General features: G+C 66.6%; 10 protein-coding genes. 7 read left to right on the top strand and 3 right to left on the bottom strand.

The genetic code is table 11. The features are described from left to right. Window positions 1-14: 14 nt before the first annotated feature. Genes amrS through EG19_RS02140 form a run of 3 tightly spaced genes read left to right on the top strand, consistent with a single transcriptional unit; the run spans window position 15 to window position 6,359 of the window. The gene (gene amrS, locus EG19_RS02150) at window positions 15-1,076 is read left to right on the top strand and encodes an AmmeMemoRadiSam system radical SAM enzyme (protein WP_038046931.1); all 1,062 of its coding nucleotides are present in this window, start codon (window positions 15-17) and stop codon (window positions 1,074-1,076) included. A 40-nt stretch (window positions 1,077-1,116) separates the two neighbouring features. Next, window positions 1,117-4,578 (top strand): chromosome segregation protein SMC, encoded by a 3,462-nt coding sequence (smc, locus tag EG19_RS02145; protein ID WP_038046928.1) that lies wholly within the window; start codon window positions 1,117-1,119, stop codon window positions 4,576-4,578. Next, a complete protein-coding gene (locus tag EG19_RS02140; protein WP_038046925.1) occupies window positions 4,575-6,359 on the top strand; it encodes an O-antigen ligase family protein in 1,785 nt (594 codons plus the stop codon). The genes smc and EG19_RS02140 overlap by 4 nt, the downstream gene beginning before the upstream one ends. Before the next feature lie 33 nt (window positions 6,360-6,392). Here the strand turns inward: EG19_RS02140 and EG19_RS02135 are convergent, their stop codons facing one another. Genes EG19_RS02135 through EG19_RS02125 form a run of 3 tightly spaced genes read right to left on the bottom strand, consistent with a single transcriptional unit; the run spans window position 6,393 to window position 10,176 of the window. Next, window positions 6,393-8,852: a hypothetical protein gene (locus EG19_RS02135; RefSeq protein ID WP_038046922.1), complete on the bottom strand. Its 2,460-nt coding sequence runs from the start codon at window positions 8,850-8,852 to the stop codon at window positions 6,393-6,395. Continuing rightward, a complete protein-coding gene (locus tag EG19_RS02130; RefSeq protein ID WP_053334765.1) occupies window positions 8,852-9,439 on the bottom strand; it encodes a DUF1684 domain-containing protein in 588 nt (195 codons plus the stop codon). Before EG19_RS02130 ends, EG19_RS02135 begins: the two co-directional genes overlap by 1 nt. Window positions 9,440-9,444: 5 nt before the next feature. Beyond that, window positions 9,445-10,176, bottom strand: coding sequence for a hypothetical protein (locus tag EG19_RS02125; RefSeq protein ID WP_038046920.1), 732 nt, complete (start codon window positions 10,174-10,176; stop codon window positions 9,445-9,447). A gap of 52 nt (window positions 10,177-10,228) precedes the next feature. Between EG19_RS02125 and aroF the strand changes: the two genes are divergently transcribed. From aroF to coaD, 4 genes are read left to right on the top strand one after another with little or no spacing between them, the layout of a single operon-like run. Continuing rightward, on the top strand, window positions 10,229-11,272 hold the full coding sequence (gene aroF, locus EG19_RS02120; RefSeq protein WP_038046918.1) for a 3-deoxy-7-phosphoheptulonate synthase: 1,044 nt from the start codon (window positions 10,229-10,231) through the stop codon (window positions 11,270-11,272). Window positions 11,273-11,279: 7 nt separating this feature from the next. Then, on the top strand, window positions 11,280-13,061 hold the full coding sequence (locus EG19_RS02115) for a SpoIVB peptidase S55 domain-containing protein (protein WP_038046916.1): 1,782 nt from the start codon (window positions 11,280-11,282) through the stop codon (window positions 13,059-13,061). Beyond that, complete coding sequence (locus EG19_RS02110) at window positions 13,058-15,085, top strand: WD40 repeat domain-containing protein (protein ID WP_038046914.1); 2,028 nt, start codon at window positions 13,058-13,060, stop codon at window positions 15,083-15,085. Before EG19_RS02115 ends, EG19_RS02110 begins: the two co-directional genes overlap by 4 nt. Next, window positions 15,082-15,582, top strand: coding sequence for a pantetheine-phosphate adenylyltransferase (coaD, locus tag EG19_RS02105; RefSeq protein WP_038046911.1), 501 nt, complete (start codon window positions 15,082-15,084; stop codon window positions 15,580-15,582). The genes EG19_RS02110 and coaD overlap by 4 nt, the downstream gene beginning before the upstream one ends. Window positions 15,583-15,589: the final 7 nt, after the last annotated feature.

Below are 15,589 nucleotides of genomic sequence, written 5' to 3'. Positions count from 1 at the left end.
CTCACATTGGAAGCATGCGCTACGCCCTGGATGCCCTCACCCAGGTGCGCCGGGAGCTGGCCAGGCCGCTGGCATCCGGCAAGCTGGAGTGCGTGGCCTGTGCCCACCGCTGCAAGCTGGCCGAGGGCGCCCGGGGGGTGTGCTTGGTGCGCTTCCGGGAGGGCGATGGCCTGCGGGTTCCCTGGGGCTACACCGGTGGCGTGGCCGTGGACCCCATTGAAAAAAAGCCGTTCTTTCACCTGCTCCCCGGCGCTCGCGCCCTGTCCTTCGGCATGCTGGGCTGCGACATGAAGTGCTCCTACTGCCAAAACTGGTTCACCTCCCAGGCCCTGCGGGACGACGAGGCCACCACCGAAGCCATCCCCACCAGCCCCGAAGCGCTGGTGGCTGCCGCCCAACGCTACCGCTGCCCGATCATCACCTCCACCTACAACGAGCCCCTCATTACCGCCGAGTGGGCCCACGACGTTTTTGCTTTGGCCAAAGAGCACGGCATCGCCGGTACCTTCGTTTCCAACGGGCACGCCACCCCCGAAGCCCTGGACTACCTGGCCGATGTTCTGGTGGGCTACAAGGTGGACCTTAAAAGCTTCAACGCCGAAAACTACCGAAAGCTCGGGGGCAAGCTGGAGGCGGTGAAGGAAACCATCCAGCTTTTGTGGGAAAAGGGCATCTGGTGCGAGGTGGTGACGCTGGTGGTGCCTACCTTTAACGATTCGGACCAGGAGCTTGCCGCCATTGCCGAGTTTTTGGCTTCGGTTTCTCCGGACATCCCCTGGCACGTGACGGCCTTCCACCCCGACTACAAGATGACCGATCCCCCGGCAACCCCGGTGGCAACGCTCCTGCGCGCCTGCGAGATTGGCCGCCGGGCGGGGCTTCACTTCGTGTACGCCGGCAACCTCCCCGGCCGGGTGGGGGAATGGGAAAACACCCGCTGCCCCGCCTGCAACACCACGCTGGTGGCCCGCTGGGGGTTTGAGGTCCTGGAGAACCGCATCACCCCCGAAGGCACCTGCCCCTCCTGCCACACCCCCATCCCCGGCCGCTGGCAGCTGGTGCCGGTCCCCGCGTAAAACCCAAGCCCCGGGCAAGGTGCTACCATTTTCGGCCCGGATGAGCGTGCGTATTTCCTCGCTGACCCTGGAGGGGTTCAAGTCGTTTGCGGGGAAGGTGGAGCTGGCCTTCCCCGGTAACATCATTGCCATCGTTGGGCCCAACGGCGCCGGCAAGTCCAACATTTGCGATGCCATTGCCTGGGTGCTGGGCGAGCAGTCGGCGCGGCTTTTGCGCTCGCAAACCATGGGGGACGTGATCTTTGCCGGCTCCGCCCAAAGGCCCCCTGCCGCCGCCGCCCAGGTCACGCTGATCCTGGACTCCCACCCCGGCCACCCCGACCACCGGCTGGAGATCTCCCGCCGCATCCTGCGGGACGGCACCTCCGAGTACCGCCTGGGGGGCAGGCGGGTGCGGCTCAAGGACATCCAGGACAAGCTGGCGGAAGCCGGCCTGGGTACCAGAGCCTACGCCATCATTGAACAGGGCCGGGTTTCCCAGGTGCTTTCCGCCAAACCCACCGATCGCCGGGCCCTCTTCGAGGAAGCGGCGGGCATCAGCCACTACCGCCTCCGCCGCCACGAAGCTGAGCTCAAGCTGGCGGAAACCAAGGCCAACCTGGAGCGGGTTTCCGACATCGTGGCCGAGGTGAAGCGGGAGTACGGCAGCATCCGCCGCCAGGCCCGCCAGGCCCAGCGCCACGCCCAACTGCGGGAGGAGCTGCAAAGGGTCACCACGCTGTTGGCGGTTTTGCGGTGGGCCGAAGCCAAAGGCAAGCTCCAAGCCCTGCAGCAGGAAGTGGCGGCAGGTGAGGAGCAGCACGCCCAAAAGGCTGCGGCCTTGGCCCAGGTGGAGGCCGAGCTTTTGCGCATCCAAAGGCAGTGGGAGGAAAAGGCTGGAGAGCTCGCCAACCTCCGGGAAGAGCAGGCCCGCGTCGCCGGACAGTGCCAGCGGCTGGAAGCGGAAGAAGCTGCCTGCCGCCGGGAGCTGGACTCCCTGCGCAGCCGCCAGGAGCAGGTGGCCGCCCTGCTCGCCCAAACCGAAGGGCAAATCCAGGAGGAGCAGCTCCACCAGCAGGAGCTTACCCAAAAGCTTGCCCAGGCCGAGGAAGAAGTGGGCAAGGTGCAAGAGGAAACAGTCCTCCGGGAGGAAGCCGCAAAAGAAGCGGAAAAGCTTGCCAGAGAAGCGGAAGCGCAAGCCGAGGAGGCCCGCCAGAAGCTGTTGCGAGCGGTGGCCGCCGCCTCCGAAGCCCGCAATCGCTTTCACCGCCTGCAGCTGGAAGTGGAGCAAATCCGCTACCAGCAAACGCGCCTTTCGGCGGAAAGGGAAAGGCTCTCCCAGCACCTGCAGCAAGCCGCCGGCGAGGAGCAAGAGGCCAGCCACCGGGAGCGGGAGTGTCAGGCCGAGCTGGAGCAGGTGCAAGTCCAGCAGCAGAAGCTGCAGGCGCTGGTGGATCAAGAGCGCAAGGAGCTCAAGGAGCTGGCCGAAAAGCGGGACGAGCTGGAGCACCGCCTGTGGCAAGTCCGCCACGAGCGGGAAGCGGTGCAGCGGGCCCGCGCCCAACTGCGGGCCCTGCCCCAGAGCCTGGCCAAGGTCTTAAGCGACCAGCAACTGGCCGGCACCGTGGCCGATTACCTCAACCCCCCGCCGGAGCTGGCCAAAACCCTGGACCAAGCCTACGGTGAGCTTTTGACGTTGCCGGTGGTGCAAGGGGAAGAAGCGGTGGAGCGCCTGCTGAAGGCTTCCTTTTCCGGGGAGGCGGTGGACGTGGTCATCCGCGATCCCCAGCGCCTGCCGCCCCAGGGCTCGCTGCTTTCCGAAGCGGGGGCTCTGCCCCAGGAGCTGGGGTGGCTGGCCTCCGCCCTCCCCCCCTTGGCCCTGGCCCAGGACCCCGAGGAGGCCCGCCGCCTGGCCACCGAAAACCCCTCGCTTCTGGTGCTGCTGCCGGGAGGGAGTCGCCGGCAAGGGCAGCGCTTGCGCCTGGGTAACGGCCAGCGCGGCCCGGCCGGGGCTTTGCACTTGAAGACCCGGGAGCAGGAGCTTTCGGCGCAGGAAACCCAGCTTGCCGAGGAAAAACAAAAGCTTCTCGCCCTCGTCCAGGCCAAAACCGCCACCTTCCGCGAGCACGAGCACGAACTGGCGGAGCTTTCCAAGGTGGTACGGCAAAAAACCGAAGCTCTCGCCGAGGCTTCCTCCCGGCGAGAAGCCCGCCACCGGGAACGCACCCGCCTGGAGCGGGAACTGGAAGCGCTGGCGGTGGAGGCCTCCCGGCTGGAAGGCGAACTTGCTAAAGCCCAAGAAAACCTGGCCCACGCCCAAGCCCAAGCCAAGGTTTTGGAGGAACGGGCCGAGGGGGAGTCGGCGCGGGTGGATGAAGCGACGGCCGCCGCTTCGGCCGCCCGGTCCCAGGCAAGCCAGGCCCACACCGAAGCAGAAAAGTGGCGGGGGCAGTTGGCGCTGGCTTTGGAACGCCAGCGTTTTGCCCAGCGGGAGCTTTCCCAGCACCGGCAGCTGGCGGAAAAGCTTGCCCAGGAAGCCGAGCGCTTGCGCCAGGAGCTTTTGGAGCTTTCCCAGCGGCAAAGCCAGCTGCAGGAGCTTCTGGCCCAAACCCGCACGCAGCTGGAAGAAGCGCTCAAGCTTTCGGCTTCGGGCCAACAGAAGGCCGCAGAGGCGGAAGCGCAGGTAGCCCAGCTCAAGGAGCAGGTGGAACAGCAGCAGCACCAGGCCGCCCGGGCCCGGGAGGAGGAGCAGGCGGCGCTGAAAGCGCTGGTGGATGCCCAGCTGCGGGCGGCCGAGCTGGCTGCGGAGCTAGCTCACCTGCAGGAGGCCCTGGGCGGTCAGCCGCCGGAGGAAATCCCCCAGGATGTGGACCGGGACGCCCTGGGGCAACGGCAAAAGGAGCTGGAGCAGCAGCTGGCGCAGCTGGGGCCGGTAAACGAGCTGGCGGTGCAGCAGGAAAAGGAGCTGGAAGAGCGCTTCCGCTTCCTTTCCGCGCAAAAAAAGGACCTGGAAGAGTCCCTGGAAAGCCTCAGAAAGTCCATTACCGAGCTGGACACCACCTGCCAGGAGCGGTTTTTGGCCACGCTTTCCGCGGCCAACGAGCTCTTCGGCGAGGTTTTCCGCGAGCTTTTCGGGGGTGGCGAGGCGCAGGTGTTGCTTTCGGACCCCGAAAGCCCCCTGGATTCCGGCATCGAAGTCAAGGTGCGGCCGCCGGGGAAACACACCCAATCGGTGCTCTTGCTTTCCGGCGGGGAAAAGGCGTTGGCGGCGGTGGCCTTGCTTTTGGCGCTCTTCCGCATTCGCCCGGCCCCCTTTTGCGTGCTGGACGAGGTGGACGCGCCCCTGGACGATTTGAACGTGGAGCGTCTCTGCCAGCACCTGAAGGCCCAGGCCCAGCAAACCCAGTTTTTACTCATCACCCACAACCGCCGCACCATGGCCCACGCCGACGTGCTTTACGGCGTCACCATGGAGGAACCGGGGGTTTCGCGGGTGGTTTCGGTGCGGCTGGAGGAGGCATGAAGGGGCAAAAGCTCTGGCAGCGGGTGGTGTTGGCGGCGGGACTGGGTTTGGTGCTGGTGGTGCCTCTGGTGGTGGACATTGCCACCGCCGGTTCCTTCCGCACCCCCAAGAGCTTGCTGGCCAACGTGCTGTGGGCTGTCCTGGCCGCCGCCTTCCTGGCCCGGCCTTCCTGGGATCCCTGGCTTTTGCTCCCCGCGGCTGTAGCGGTGGCGGCGCTGGTTTCCGCTTTGGCTTCCACCCCGGCGGCCGCGTGGGCGGCCCTCCCGTGGATCGTGGGAGCCCTGGGCTTTGGCGCCTTGCGCCAGCTTGCCCCGGACCTCCGCAGGCCCCTGGCCCGGGCCGTGCTCTGGGCGGGGTTTTTGCAAGCTCTGGTGGCCATTGCCTTTTTTGATCCCCGCTGGCGGCCGGAGTCCTTCCGCCTGCTGGAGCCGGGGGAGGGGCGCTACCTGTGGCTGGGGACCATGGGCAACCCGGCGGATGTGGCCTCGTTTCTGGTGCTGCCCACGGTGCTGGCCTTTGCCTGGTTTTGGACGCACAAGCGGCACTTTTTGTGGCTTTTCGTGGCGCTTTTGCAAACCACCGTCATCGTGGCCACCCAAACCCTCTCCGCCCTGGCGGCGCTCTTGGCCGGTTTGGCCGCTTTAGCCTTTACCACCCTCTCCCCCGCCCGCCGCCTGCGGGTTTTGGGCGCTCTGGCGATAGCAGCCGTTGTGCTCGTGGCCGCCGTAAGCCCCATTCGCCAGCGCCTTGTTTCCAGCTGGCAGGAGGTGAAAAGCGGCCAGTGGCTGTGGCTGGCCAGTGCCCGGGGGGCGGCCTGGAGCTCGGCCTTGCGCATGTTCTTGGCTCACCCCATCGCCGGCGTGGGCTTTGGCCAGTTTGAGGCCCACTCCTTCCGCTACCTCACCGCGGAGGAGCTGGCCCAGCGCAGCCGCTTTTTGGGCCTTGAAACCGGCTTTGGGGAAGCACACAACGAGCTTTTGCAGTATCTGGCGGAAACCGGCTTGCTGGGGCTTGCGCTTTTGCTGGCCGGTGTGGTGTTTGCCCTGAGGGCCACCAGGAGGGCGGCAGGGGCCAACGGCAAAGGCCTCAAAGCCTCCGCCAACCCCAGGGGTGCGACCACCGCCCCCTGGCCCGCAGCGCCGGCTTTGGCTTCCATGGTGGTGCTGGCGTCTTTCCAGTTCCCCCTGCACCTTGCTGCCATTGCTGCGCAGTGGGCGGTGGTGGCGGCTCTGCTGCTGCCCCCCCTGCCTCCTCCCCAAAGCTGGCGGAAGGCGAGAGCTGCCGCAGGCCTGGCCTGCGCGCTGCTGATAGCCTGGGGGAGCTTCCAGCAGTGGCGGGCGTACCGGGCGGTGCAATCGGCCGACGTGCTGGTCAACCTGCTCCGCCAGCGGCCGCGGGACGCTCAAAGACAAACCCTGGCCTTTGCGGCTTACCAGGGCTTGAGCTCCAAGCTGCGCTTTTTGCCTTTCGATTACCGCAGTGAAACCTCGGCCGGCAACCTCGCCCAGGAAGCCGGGGATTGGGGGAAGGCGGTGGAGCACTTCCGTCGGGCTTTGGCCCTGGCGGAGCGGCCGGAAACCCGCTTTAACCTGGGCGTGGCGCTTTTCGCCGTGGGCCAGGAGGGAGAAGCGCTGGCCCACCTGGAGCGGGCGGTGGAGCTCAACCCTGCGGTGCTCAAAGCCATCACCGATACCACCCTGGCCCGCAAGCTTTCGGCTGTCCTGGAAGCCCACGGCTACTTTGCCCGTTTCCCCTGGACCCGGGAGTGGCTCAGCAAATAGCGCTTCGCTGGCCTAAAGGGAGCTTGGCCCTGCTTACCGCCAGGGGCGCAGCAGCACCACCTGCACCACCGGCCGGTTGGGCCCTGGCGCCACCATCGGCAAGCCCAGGGAGGCTTCCAGCACCGTCCCCCAGGGACCCCGGCGGGTGAGGGTCACACCCACGCCGGAAACCGGAGCGGCCCTCTGCCCCTCCTGGCGAACCCGCAGCCAACCGGAGTTGGCGGTGACCTCCAGGCGCTGGCCGGCCGGAAGCGGCAGGGCCAGACTGGCCCTCAGCACCGCCAAACCGTCGGCGTGCACCCGTCCCCCCGGAAGCCCCACGAAGCTTGCCCCGCCTCCCAGCCCACCCAGGGAAAAACGCGAAAAACGATCGGCGTTTTGCGAGGTGGCCACATCGAAACCCAAGGAAAACCGCACCAACGGCCAAGGGGTGCGCTGGTAGCGGGCAAAAACCGTGGTGCGGGAAAAGCTCGGCTCCACCCGCTCCCCAAAACCCCACCGGCGCCAGGTAAGCCTCTCCCCCCGCTCCCACTGGACTCCGGCCAAAAACGTTCCCCTTTGCCACAGCGCCTGCACCTGGGTCACCGTCTCCACCGTGTTTTTCGGTAAGCGAAAAGCAGGATCGGTGTCCTGGGTGCGGGAAAAGTGCAGGACATCCGCCCCCACTTCCGCCCCCAGGCGAAAGCCCCCCAGTTGCCGCGCCAGACCCACCCGCAGCTTTTGCCGCCAAAGGTAAAGCGCCTCTCCCTTCACCTCGTGCTCCCCCCGCCACAGGCTTTCGGTAAAAGGGGCAAGCTGCAGGAAGGCTTGCGCCCTGGGCTCCCAGGTGCCCGGGCGGCTCCAGGCCACGTCGTTCACCGCGCCGGCCAGGAAAAGCCGGAGCTGCTGGTCCCCACGCCAGGAAAAATCCAAAAGCTGGTAGCCCAGAAGCGGCAACGGAAAGGAAAGGCTGGAATCCCAGAAGGCACCACCCAAAAGGAAGGACTGCCGCTTGCGGCCGGAGCTGGCCTCCCGACGGCCACCGGCCCCGTCGGGCTCTAAGAAAACCACCTCACCCCGCCGCTCCCGGAGCATGGGCCGGGGGCCCCGGAAGGCTTCAGCTCGCCCCCTGGCCACTTCGGAGTCGTTGAGCTCGAGGTTTTCCAGGGTGAGCTCGCGGTGCACCGTGGAGATGCTTCCGAAGCTGGCCACCACGTCGTCCCCTTCCACCTTCCAGGGAAGCCACAACGGCGAGCCTTCGCGCTGGAAGAGGGCGTTGCGGGTGACCGTTCGGCTGCGGCGCACCTCCTGCTTGGGGCTTTGCTGCCAGGCCTCCAGCGCCACCAAACCAAAAGTGGCGGCATCCACGTAAGCCCGACCCCACCGCCGCTCCGAGCCTTCCCCGCCCTGGTAGGCCAGCACGTACACCGAACGCCCCTCCCACTGCCCCAGGCCCAAAAGCTCGTAGCGGTAGGAGGGGTTGAGCTCCAGGGCCAAAGGCGGTACCGGCGGGGCCTTGGGCTGGATGAGGGGGAGCTCCGGGAGCTCCTCCACCGGCCAAGCGGCGCCGTTCACCCGGGCCTCCCGAAGCTCCCAGTCCCGGCCCAAATCGGGGGTGAAGAACACCGGACCACCCAGCTCCAGCTCAAAGCTGCGGTCAAGCTCAGCCACCCCCACCAGAAGCCGCAAACGCTGCCAGCCGCGGAAGCTGGAAACGATTCGATTTTGCAGGGCCACCTGGCGGTGATGACGGGCGAGGATTTCCCCCAACGTGAGCTCCCGTGGCGCGGTGACCTCCACCTGCTGCAAGCCTCCCGGGGGCAAAGGCCGGGAAAACCGCAAAAGCCCCCCTTGGGGCAAAGGCGAAAGGTAAACCCTCGCGTGCCCCCCGGCTACCTCCACCGGCAGCTGCGCTTCTTCGCCGTCCTGAAGGAGCGTGGCTGTGCTTGCCACCCAGTCGCTGGCCAGCTCCACCCAGCCGCCGGGGAAAGCCGGAAAAAGCCCCACCAGCACGGAGAGGTCGTGGGGGTCTGCGGCGGTGGGCAAATCCCCACCTTGGAAGCGGGCCGCCTGGGGTTCGGGAAAAGCCCCAGCAACGGCTTCCGCCCAGCGAGGGGTGCCGGGCACCAGCCACACGCTCACCCCCCAGCGCAGCTTGTCCATGGCTTCAGCGGGGTTTGCAGCTTCCCCCACCAGTGCAGTTGCGGGGCAGCAGCGCCTTACGGCTTCCGCCTCGAGAGGTGAGCCCACCACCACCCCGTCCAGGTGCGGGATGACCGTGGCATCCCCGGGAACCTCCAGGCCCACCACCGGCACCCCCCGGGCCGCCAGGGCCACCAGCCGGTCCAGCCACTCCTGATTGACTTTTTCCGGCACGGGGAGCAGGTACCCGGCGGCCTCTGGGGGCTCAGCCGGCTGCTGGAGGTCCACCATCGCCCATGGGGAAGAACCCAGGCGCGGGTCGGGGATCACGGGGGGAAGAACGGCAGCTAGGGCGAGGGCTAGGCCCAGCACTAATGACCGGCCCCTACCGGCATCTTTTCCCCCGCCGGCACCGGAATGGCAAGCCAGTTTTCCTCCGGGGTGATGGGGCAGCGGCCGGTGAGGCCAAAGGCGCAGTCGGGGTTATAGGCGCGGTTAAAGTCCAGCTCCACCACCCCCGACGCCAACCTCACGGGCTCCAGGTACCGCCCCGATCCGTAGGTCTCCTTGCCCGCCAGGGCATCGCGGAAGGGCAAGAAAAGGTGGTCGGGGTAGCGGTCGCGGATGTCGTCCAGCTGGTACACGGTCAAGGTGGCCTTGCCGGTGGGGAGGTCCACCTCCACCCGCCCTACCCGGTGGGCCGGGCGCACCGAGCCGTCGGAGGCGGCAATGGAAACCGCTTCCGGCGGCACGATGGGCTTAAGCAAGGTCCGCACCTTAAAGGCCGGGTCGTAAGGGAAGAACTTAATCCCCGGGAAGGCTTTGGCTTGTTCCGGGGTCATGGCCTCCCGTACCGCCGCCTCCCTCCCCTCCCGCCAGCGGCGCTCGGCTTCCGGCACCGGGGCCGAGCAGGAAAGCAAAGCAATTCCAAGAGCCCAAAAGACCAGCGGCTTTTTCATAAGCGCTAGAAGAGCACGTACTTGAGGAAGAACTCGTCGGGGGTGATCTTGCCCCCCGCCAGCTCGGCGGCCTGTTCAGGACCAATACGGAAAAGACCCGCTTCCCGGCCCGCTTCGTTCAGCAAGCGCAGCTCCACCCTTTCCGGAGCCCGATCCGGGGCTGACTGCACCAAGAGGTGATAGGTCATGCAGATGGCTTCCAGGGCCTTGGGCACTTCCTTCTCGTTGACCTGCACCTCCACGTAAAAGTACTCGGGGCGGGTCCCCTGGCTGGTGCGGTAAAGGTAGAGGTGGTAGCGCTCCAGCCCCTCCTGGAAAGCGCGATCCACACCTTTGTCCTTGAAAGGACGGTCGCTCAAGGTGATCCCCGGGGTGGGGGTGGGTTTGGCTGCCTCCCCAGTGGGCTTGGCCAGCTCTCCCCGGAGCTTCCCTATGGTGGTCATGGCTGGGGTGGGGGTGGGCGTGGGGGGTGGAGGACCCTCTTCGCCCAGGGCCAAAAGCTCAGCGTCCCCCAGGCCCAAGGAGTTAATCTTTTCGGTCTTTTCTACGTTCACCTGGTCCAGAGGCACCGACACCACCGAGCCGTTTTTCAAGGTGATGATCGCCAGCTTGCCCTTCACCTGGTACTTTTCCCGGGCCACCACCCGCTTGCCGTTTTTCAGGTACACCACGTAAACGGCGTGCGCCACACTCACGCTTAGGATGAGCGTTGTCAAAGCCACCAAGAGCCTTTTCACGTTGACAACCTCCTCGTCTTCGCTAGTATAGCCGGCAGTCGGGGGGATCGTCATGCTGATCGTCATGACCGTTAACGCCACCAAGGAAGAGGTGGAGCAGGTTAAAAGGCACATTGAGGCTTTGGGCCTCACACCCCATGCCATTCCCGGCGCCCAGAGGGTCGCCATTGGCATCACCGGGAACCGGGACGTTCTCGATCCGTCCCTGTTTGAGAACCTGCCCGGGGTTTTGGAGGTCATTCCCGTTTCCCACCCGTACAAGCTGGTGAGCCGGGAGGTCAAACCCGAGGACACCGTGGTGTGGGTGGGTGGGGTGCCGGTAGGAGGTGGGCACTTTGCGGTGATGGCCGGCCCTTGCTCGGTGGAGGGCCCGGAGCAAACCCTTACCACCGCGCAAGCGGTGAAAAAGGCCGGCGCCCATATCCTGCGCGGGGGTGCGTTCAAACCCCGCACCTCCCCCTACACCTTCCAGGGGCTGGGGGAGCCCGGCTTGCAGATCCTCCGGGACGTAAGCCGGGAGGTGGGGATGCCCACGGTTTCCGAGGCCCTGGACGAAAGGTCCCTGGAGCTGGTGGTGGAGTACTGCGACATGATCCAAATTGGTGCCCGCAACATGCAGAACTTCTCCCTGCTGCGGCTGGCGGGCAAAGCTCGAAAGCCGGTGCTGCTCAAGCGCGGCATGGCAGCCACGGTGGAGGAGCTGCTCATGGCCGCCGAATACCTGCTGGCGGAGGGCAACTACCAGGTGGTGCTGTGCGAGCGGGGCATCCGCACCTTCACCGACCACACCCGCAACACCCTGGACCTGGCGGCGGTGGTGGCCGTGCAACGGCTCTCGCACCTGCCCATCATCGTGGACCCCTCCCACGGCACGGGCAAGCGGCACAAGGTGGTGCCGCTGGCCCGGGCGGCCGCGGCGGTGGGGGCCGATGGGCTCATGATCGAGGTGCACCACAACCCCATGCAGGCGCTTTCCGACCGCGCTCAGGCCATTGTCCCCGAGGAGCTGGCCCAGCTCATGAACCAGCTGCCCACGATCCTGCCGCTCACCGGCCGCCACCTGGCGCAAGCCCAAAGCGCGGCTGCGGCTTCTTGAGGTTTTGGTGCTGGTGCTTTCCTGGCTTTTGGCAGCCGGACTGGCGGTGATGCCCTTTGCCGAAGTGCAAACCGGCCAGCGCGGGGTTTGCATCACCGAATGGAGCGGCGGAGAGAGGATCGAAATCCCCGTGGTGGTGGTGGGGACCTTGCCCGCCAGCCAACCGGGGCGGCGGGCCGTTCTGGTGAAGCTTTCCGACCCCAGGTTTGCCGATGCCGGGGTGGTGGCGGGGATGAGCGGCTCCCCCGTTTACGTGGACGGCAAGCTCGTGGGGGCGGTGGCCTTTGGCTGGAACTTTGCCCGGGAGCCGCTGGCGGGGGTGACGCCCTTTGAGGACATGCAGGCCATCCCCGTGGATGCGGAAAACCCAGGCTCCTCGCCGCTGTCCCTTTCCGCAGCTTCTGGTGTCGCGGAAAACCCGCTGACGAAAAGCTCCTTCGGGGCTGACGGCTGGGAACGACAAAACGCCCTTGCCACGCTTTTTTCCGCCCTGCGGGGGGAGCTGGAGCTTGCTTCCCTCGCCGCTGCGCCACTCCCCTCGCCCCAACCCTTGCCGCTAGCCACCGCCGGCTTTCCCGAATCACCCTGGGCGGAAAAGCTGTGGCGGCCGCTGGGGCTGGCCCCGGTCCCGGGGGGAGCGGAAACGCTTCCCGATTCAACCCTCCCGCAAGCGGGGGACATGGTGGCTGCGGTCTTGGTTTGGGGAGACGCGGTGCTGGCCGCCGGCGGCACCCTCACCGCCAGGGATGGGGACACCTACTACGCCTTCGGCCACCCGCTTTTTGCCGCGGGCAGTGTGAAGATGCCCGCCGCCCGCGCCAGGGTGCTGGCCATCCAGAGCAACTACGCCTTGCCCTTCAAGATCTTCACCGTGGGTAAACCCTTTGGCACGTTCCTGGCGGACCAGCCCGCTGGCATGGTGGCGGTGGCGGGAAAACCGCCCGCCGGGTTGCCGGTAACGGTGACGGTGGCGAGCAGCCAGGAAAGCAAACAGTTTTCCTTTTACCTGGCCGATGTGCCCCTGCTGCAACCGCTGCTGGCGGCCTTTTTGGCGGCCACCAGCCTCAGCTACAACCAGGGACCTAACGCCGATTTAACTGTGGACATGACGGTCAAAGCCAGCTTTGCCGACGGCAGCGCCGTGAGCCTGCGGCAAAACACCGCCGGCGCCGACGCCGTTGGCCGGGTAGCCACCTTCCTGGGGGCGCTGGTGGCCCTGCTCACCAACCCGCCCTTTCCTGCCCCCCCCTTGGCGGCCCTGGACGTGCAGCTTTCCCGTTCCCCCCACGTCAGCGCCACCATCCTGGAAGCCATCCCGCAACGGCGGAAGGTGCGGCCGGGGGAAGCGCTGTCCGTGGCGGTTCGTCTGCAACCCTACCGCGGGCCGGTGGAAAGGCGGGTGTACTCCCTGGTCATCCCCAGGAACCTGCCCGCCGGCAAGCTGGACTTGATCGTGGCCGACGGCGCCAGCTTTTCCGACTACGCCTTGCGCAGCGAGAAGGCCCAAGCTGAAAACTTCCGCCAGCTTTGCGCTCAGCTTTCCCGCCTGGAGCCCAGCTCCCATCTGGTGGCCGCCTTGGAAACCCGGGAGGCCGGGCTTTCCCTCCCCCAGGGCCCGCTCCCTGGCCTACCCCCGTCGCTTTCCGCTTCCTACGCTTCGGCGCTGACCCAGGGCAACGTGGAGCGCCTCACCACCCACCTGGTGACCAGCCAGCGGTGGCCTTACCCCTGGCCCCTCTCCGGGGGCATTCGCGTGAGCCTGGACGTGGTTACCCAGGAGGCCCCATGAGCGCGCGTGTTTTGCTAGCCTTTCTTGCCGCCGTGCCGGCACTGGCGGCACCCACCCGCTTTTTCACCCTGGACACCCCTGCCACCCTGGCGGGCTCGCGATCCACCGGCGTGGCGGTGCGCCCCGACGGCGGCCTGCAGGCTTTGCCGCCCCTGGTGCCGCTGGCCACCCTGAACGAGCCCCTCGCTCAAGCCATGGCCGAAGACAACCAGGGAAACGTGTACGTGGGCACCGGGCACCCCGCCCGCCTTTACCGCATCGGCGAAAAGGGAGCGGAGCTTCTGGGGGAGCTCGAGGCCGACCAGATTACCTCGCTGGTGGTGGCTCCCGACGGGAGTCTCTTTGCCACCACCGCCCTTCCCGCCACCGTGGTGCGCTTCCGCCAGGGCAAGCTCGAGACGGTGGCCACCTTGGCCCAAGGCAACCTGTGGGACAGCGCGTTTTTTGCCGGCAAGCTGGTGTTGGCCGCCGGCAACCCCGGCCGGCTTTTAACGCTTTCGCCAAAGGGTCTGGAGCTGCTCACCGAAATCCCCGACCGCCACGCCCGGTGTCTGGCAAGCACCGGAGGGAAGCTCATCGTGGGCACCTCGGGGAAGGGGCTTATCCTCAGCTACGACGGCACTAACCTGGGGGTTTTGTACGACTCGGGCTTTACCGAAATTGCCAGCCTGGCCGCCGGTGCCAACGGGACAGTGGTGGCCACCGCCCTCACCGGCGACCCCACCCTGGGCCAAAAGCCCGGTGAAGGCCAACCCTCGGTGAGCGTTTCCACCACCGCCCCCAGCCCCGAAACCGGCCGCTTTACCAGCGAGGTGCTGCTGGTCTCCCCGCAGGGGGCGGTGACCACCTTGGCCCGCTTCGACAAGGAGCTGGCCTTCACCGTGGCCTGGGATGGGCCCACGGTGCTGGTGGGCACGGGTCTCGAGGGCCGGCTCGTGCAGGTGGTGGAAACGGTTACGGTGCAGCTGGACACCGTGGATGCCGGCCAGATCACCCGCCTGGGCAGCGGGGGCCGCCTGGTGTTAACCCAGGAGCCGGTGAAGGTGCTCAGGCGGCGCGGCTTGCCCCAGGGCACCTTTACCTCCGCGCCCCTGGACGCCGGCCAACCGGCGCAGTGGGGGCGCTTTGCAGCCACGGTTTCCGGAGCCTGTCGGGCCAGCTTTCGCTCTGGCAACAGCCAGGAGCCCAACGACACCTGGAGTGCGTGGTCCGCGCCCACCCCCTGCGCCGAAACCCTGGCAAACGTACCCCAGGCCCGTTTTCTCCAGCTCAAGCTGGAGCTGGGCCCGGGCGAGGCCCAGGTTTCCCGCGTGCAAGTTGCCTACCGACAGCTCAACCTCCCCCCGCAAATCAAGGAGCTTAAGGTTTTCCCTCCGGGGGAGGTGTACCTCAAAAGCCCCCCGCCTTCCGAGCGCATCGTGGAGGTTTCCCACCCGGATCTCGTGGGCATCTTCACCGCTCTGGAAGACGAAAAGGACACCCAAGCCCAGCTGGGGAAGAGGTACTATCGGGTGGGCTTTCAAACCGTGGCCTGGAAGGTGGACGACCCCAACGGCGATCCCCTGCGTTTTGACCTGGACATCCAGCGTCAGGGAGGGGAGTGGTGGCCGGTGCGCCAGAAGCTGGAAAGCGTGCAGCTGGCGCTGGATACCCAGGCCCTGGCCGACGGCCTGTACCGCTTCCGCCTCACCGCCACCGATGCCCCCGGCAACCCCGAAACACCAGAGGTGAGCAGCGCGGTTTCCTCCTGGTTTGTGGTGGACAACACCCCGCCCTCCCTCAAGCTCCGCCGGGAAGGGGACTTTTGGGTCATTGAAGCGGCCGACGAGCTTTCCCCCATCACCCTGGCGGAGTACAACCGCGACGCGCAAAGCTGGCTTCCCCTGGCCCCCGAAGATGGGCTGTTGGACTCCCCCCGGGAGCTCTTCTGCTTGCCGGTGGCCAAAGGCAAGCACGTGCTTTCGGTGCGGGTGGTGGACGACCACCACAACCGCCGGGTGGTGGCGGTGGAGGAGGGGCCATGAACGGCGAATCCCAGCTTTTGGCGGTTTACCCGGGGAGCTTCGACCCCCTGCACATGGGCCATGTGGACATCGTGCGGCGGGCGGTGCGGCTTTTCCCCCAGGTTTTGGTGGCGGTGCTGGAAAACACCGAAAAAAAGCCGCTTTTCGCCCCGGACGAGCGGGTGGAGCTGATCCGCCAAACCTTTAGCGAGCTGCCGCAGGTCAAGGTGACCTCGTTTTCCGGCCTTTTGGTGGACTTCATGCGCGCCACCGGCGCCCGGGTGGTGCTGCGGGGGATGCGGGTGGTGTCGGACTTCGAGTACGAGTTCCAAATGGCGCTCATGAACCGCCGCCTGTGCCCGGAAGTGGAAACGGTTTTCCTCACCCCCCAGGAGGAGTTTTCCTACCTTTCCTCCCGCCTCATCAAGGAAATTTGGGCGTTAGGGGGCAACATCCGTGGCCTGGTCCCACCGCCGGTTTTAGCCGCCATGGAAAACTTGCGGGGAGCGTCCCGCTGACGCTCCC

The sequence above is a fragment of the Thermoanaerobaculum aquaticum genome, assembly GCF_000687145.1.
Taxonomy (GTDB): Bacteria; Acidobacteriota; Thermoanaerobaculia; order Thermoanaerobaculales; family Thermoanaerobaculaceae; genus Thermoanaerobaculum; species Thermoanaerobaculum aquaticum.
Note: the sequence above shows the minus strand (reverse complement) of the source record. Positions and strands in the feature narration are given on the sequence as shown.

Excerpts from the sequence above, each read along its gene's own strand:
- amrS (WP_038046931.1), top strand. The coding sequence starts at position 15 with ATGCGCTACGCCCTGGATGCCCTCACCCAGGTGCGCCGGGAGCTGGCC.
- smc (WP_038046928.1), top strand. The coding sequence starts at position 1,117 with ATGAGCGTGCGTATTTCCTCGCTGACCCTGGAGGGGTTCAAGTCGTTT.
- EG19_RS02140 (WP_038046925.1), top strand. The coding sequence starts at position 4,575 with ATGAAGGGGCAAAAGCTCTGGCAGCGGGTGGTGTTGGCGGCGGGACTG.
- EG19_RS02130 (WP_053334765.1), bottom strand. The coding sequence starts at position 9,439 with ATGAAAAAGCCGCTGGTCTTTTGGGCTCTTGGAATTGCTTTGCTTTCC.
- aroF (WP_038046918.1), top strand. The coding sequence starts at position 10,229 with ATGCTGATCGTCATGACCGTTAACGCCACCAAGGAAGAGGTGGAGCAG.
- EG19_RS02110 (WP_038046914.1), top strand. The coding sequence starts at position 13,058 with ATGAGCGCGCGTGTTTTGCTAGCCTTTCTTGCCGCCGTGCCGGCACTG.
- coaD (WP_038046911.1), top strand. The coding sequence starts at position 15,082 with ATGAACGGCGAATCCCAGCTTTTGGCGGTTTACCCGGGGAGCTTCGAC.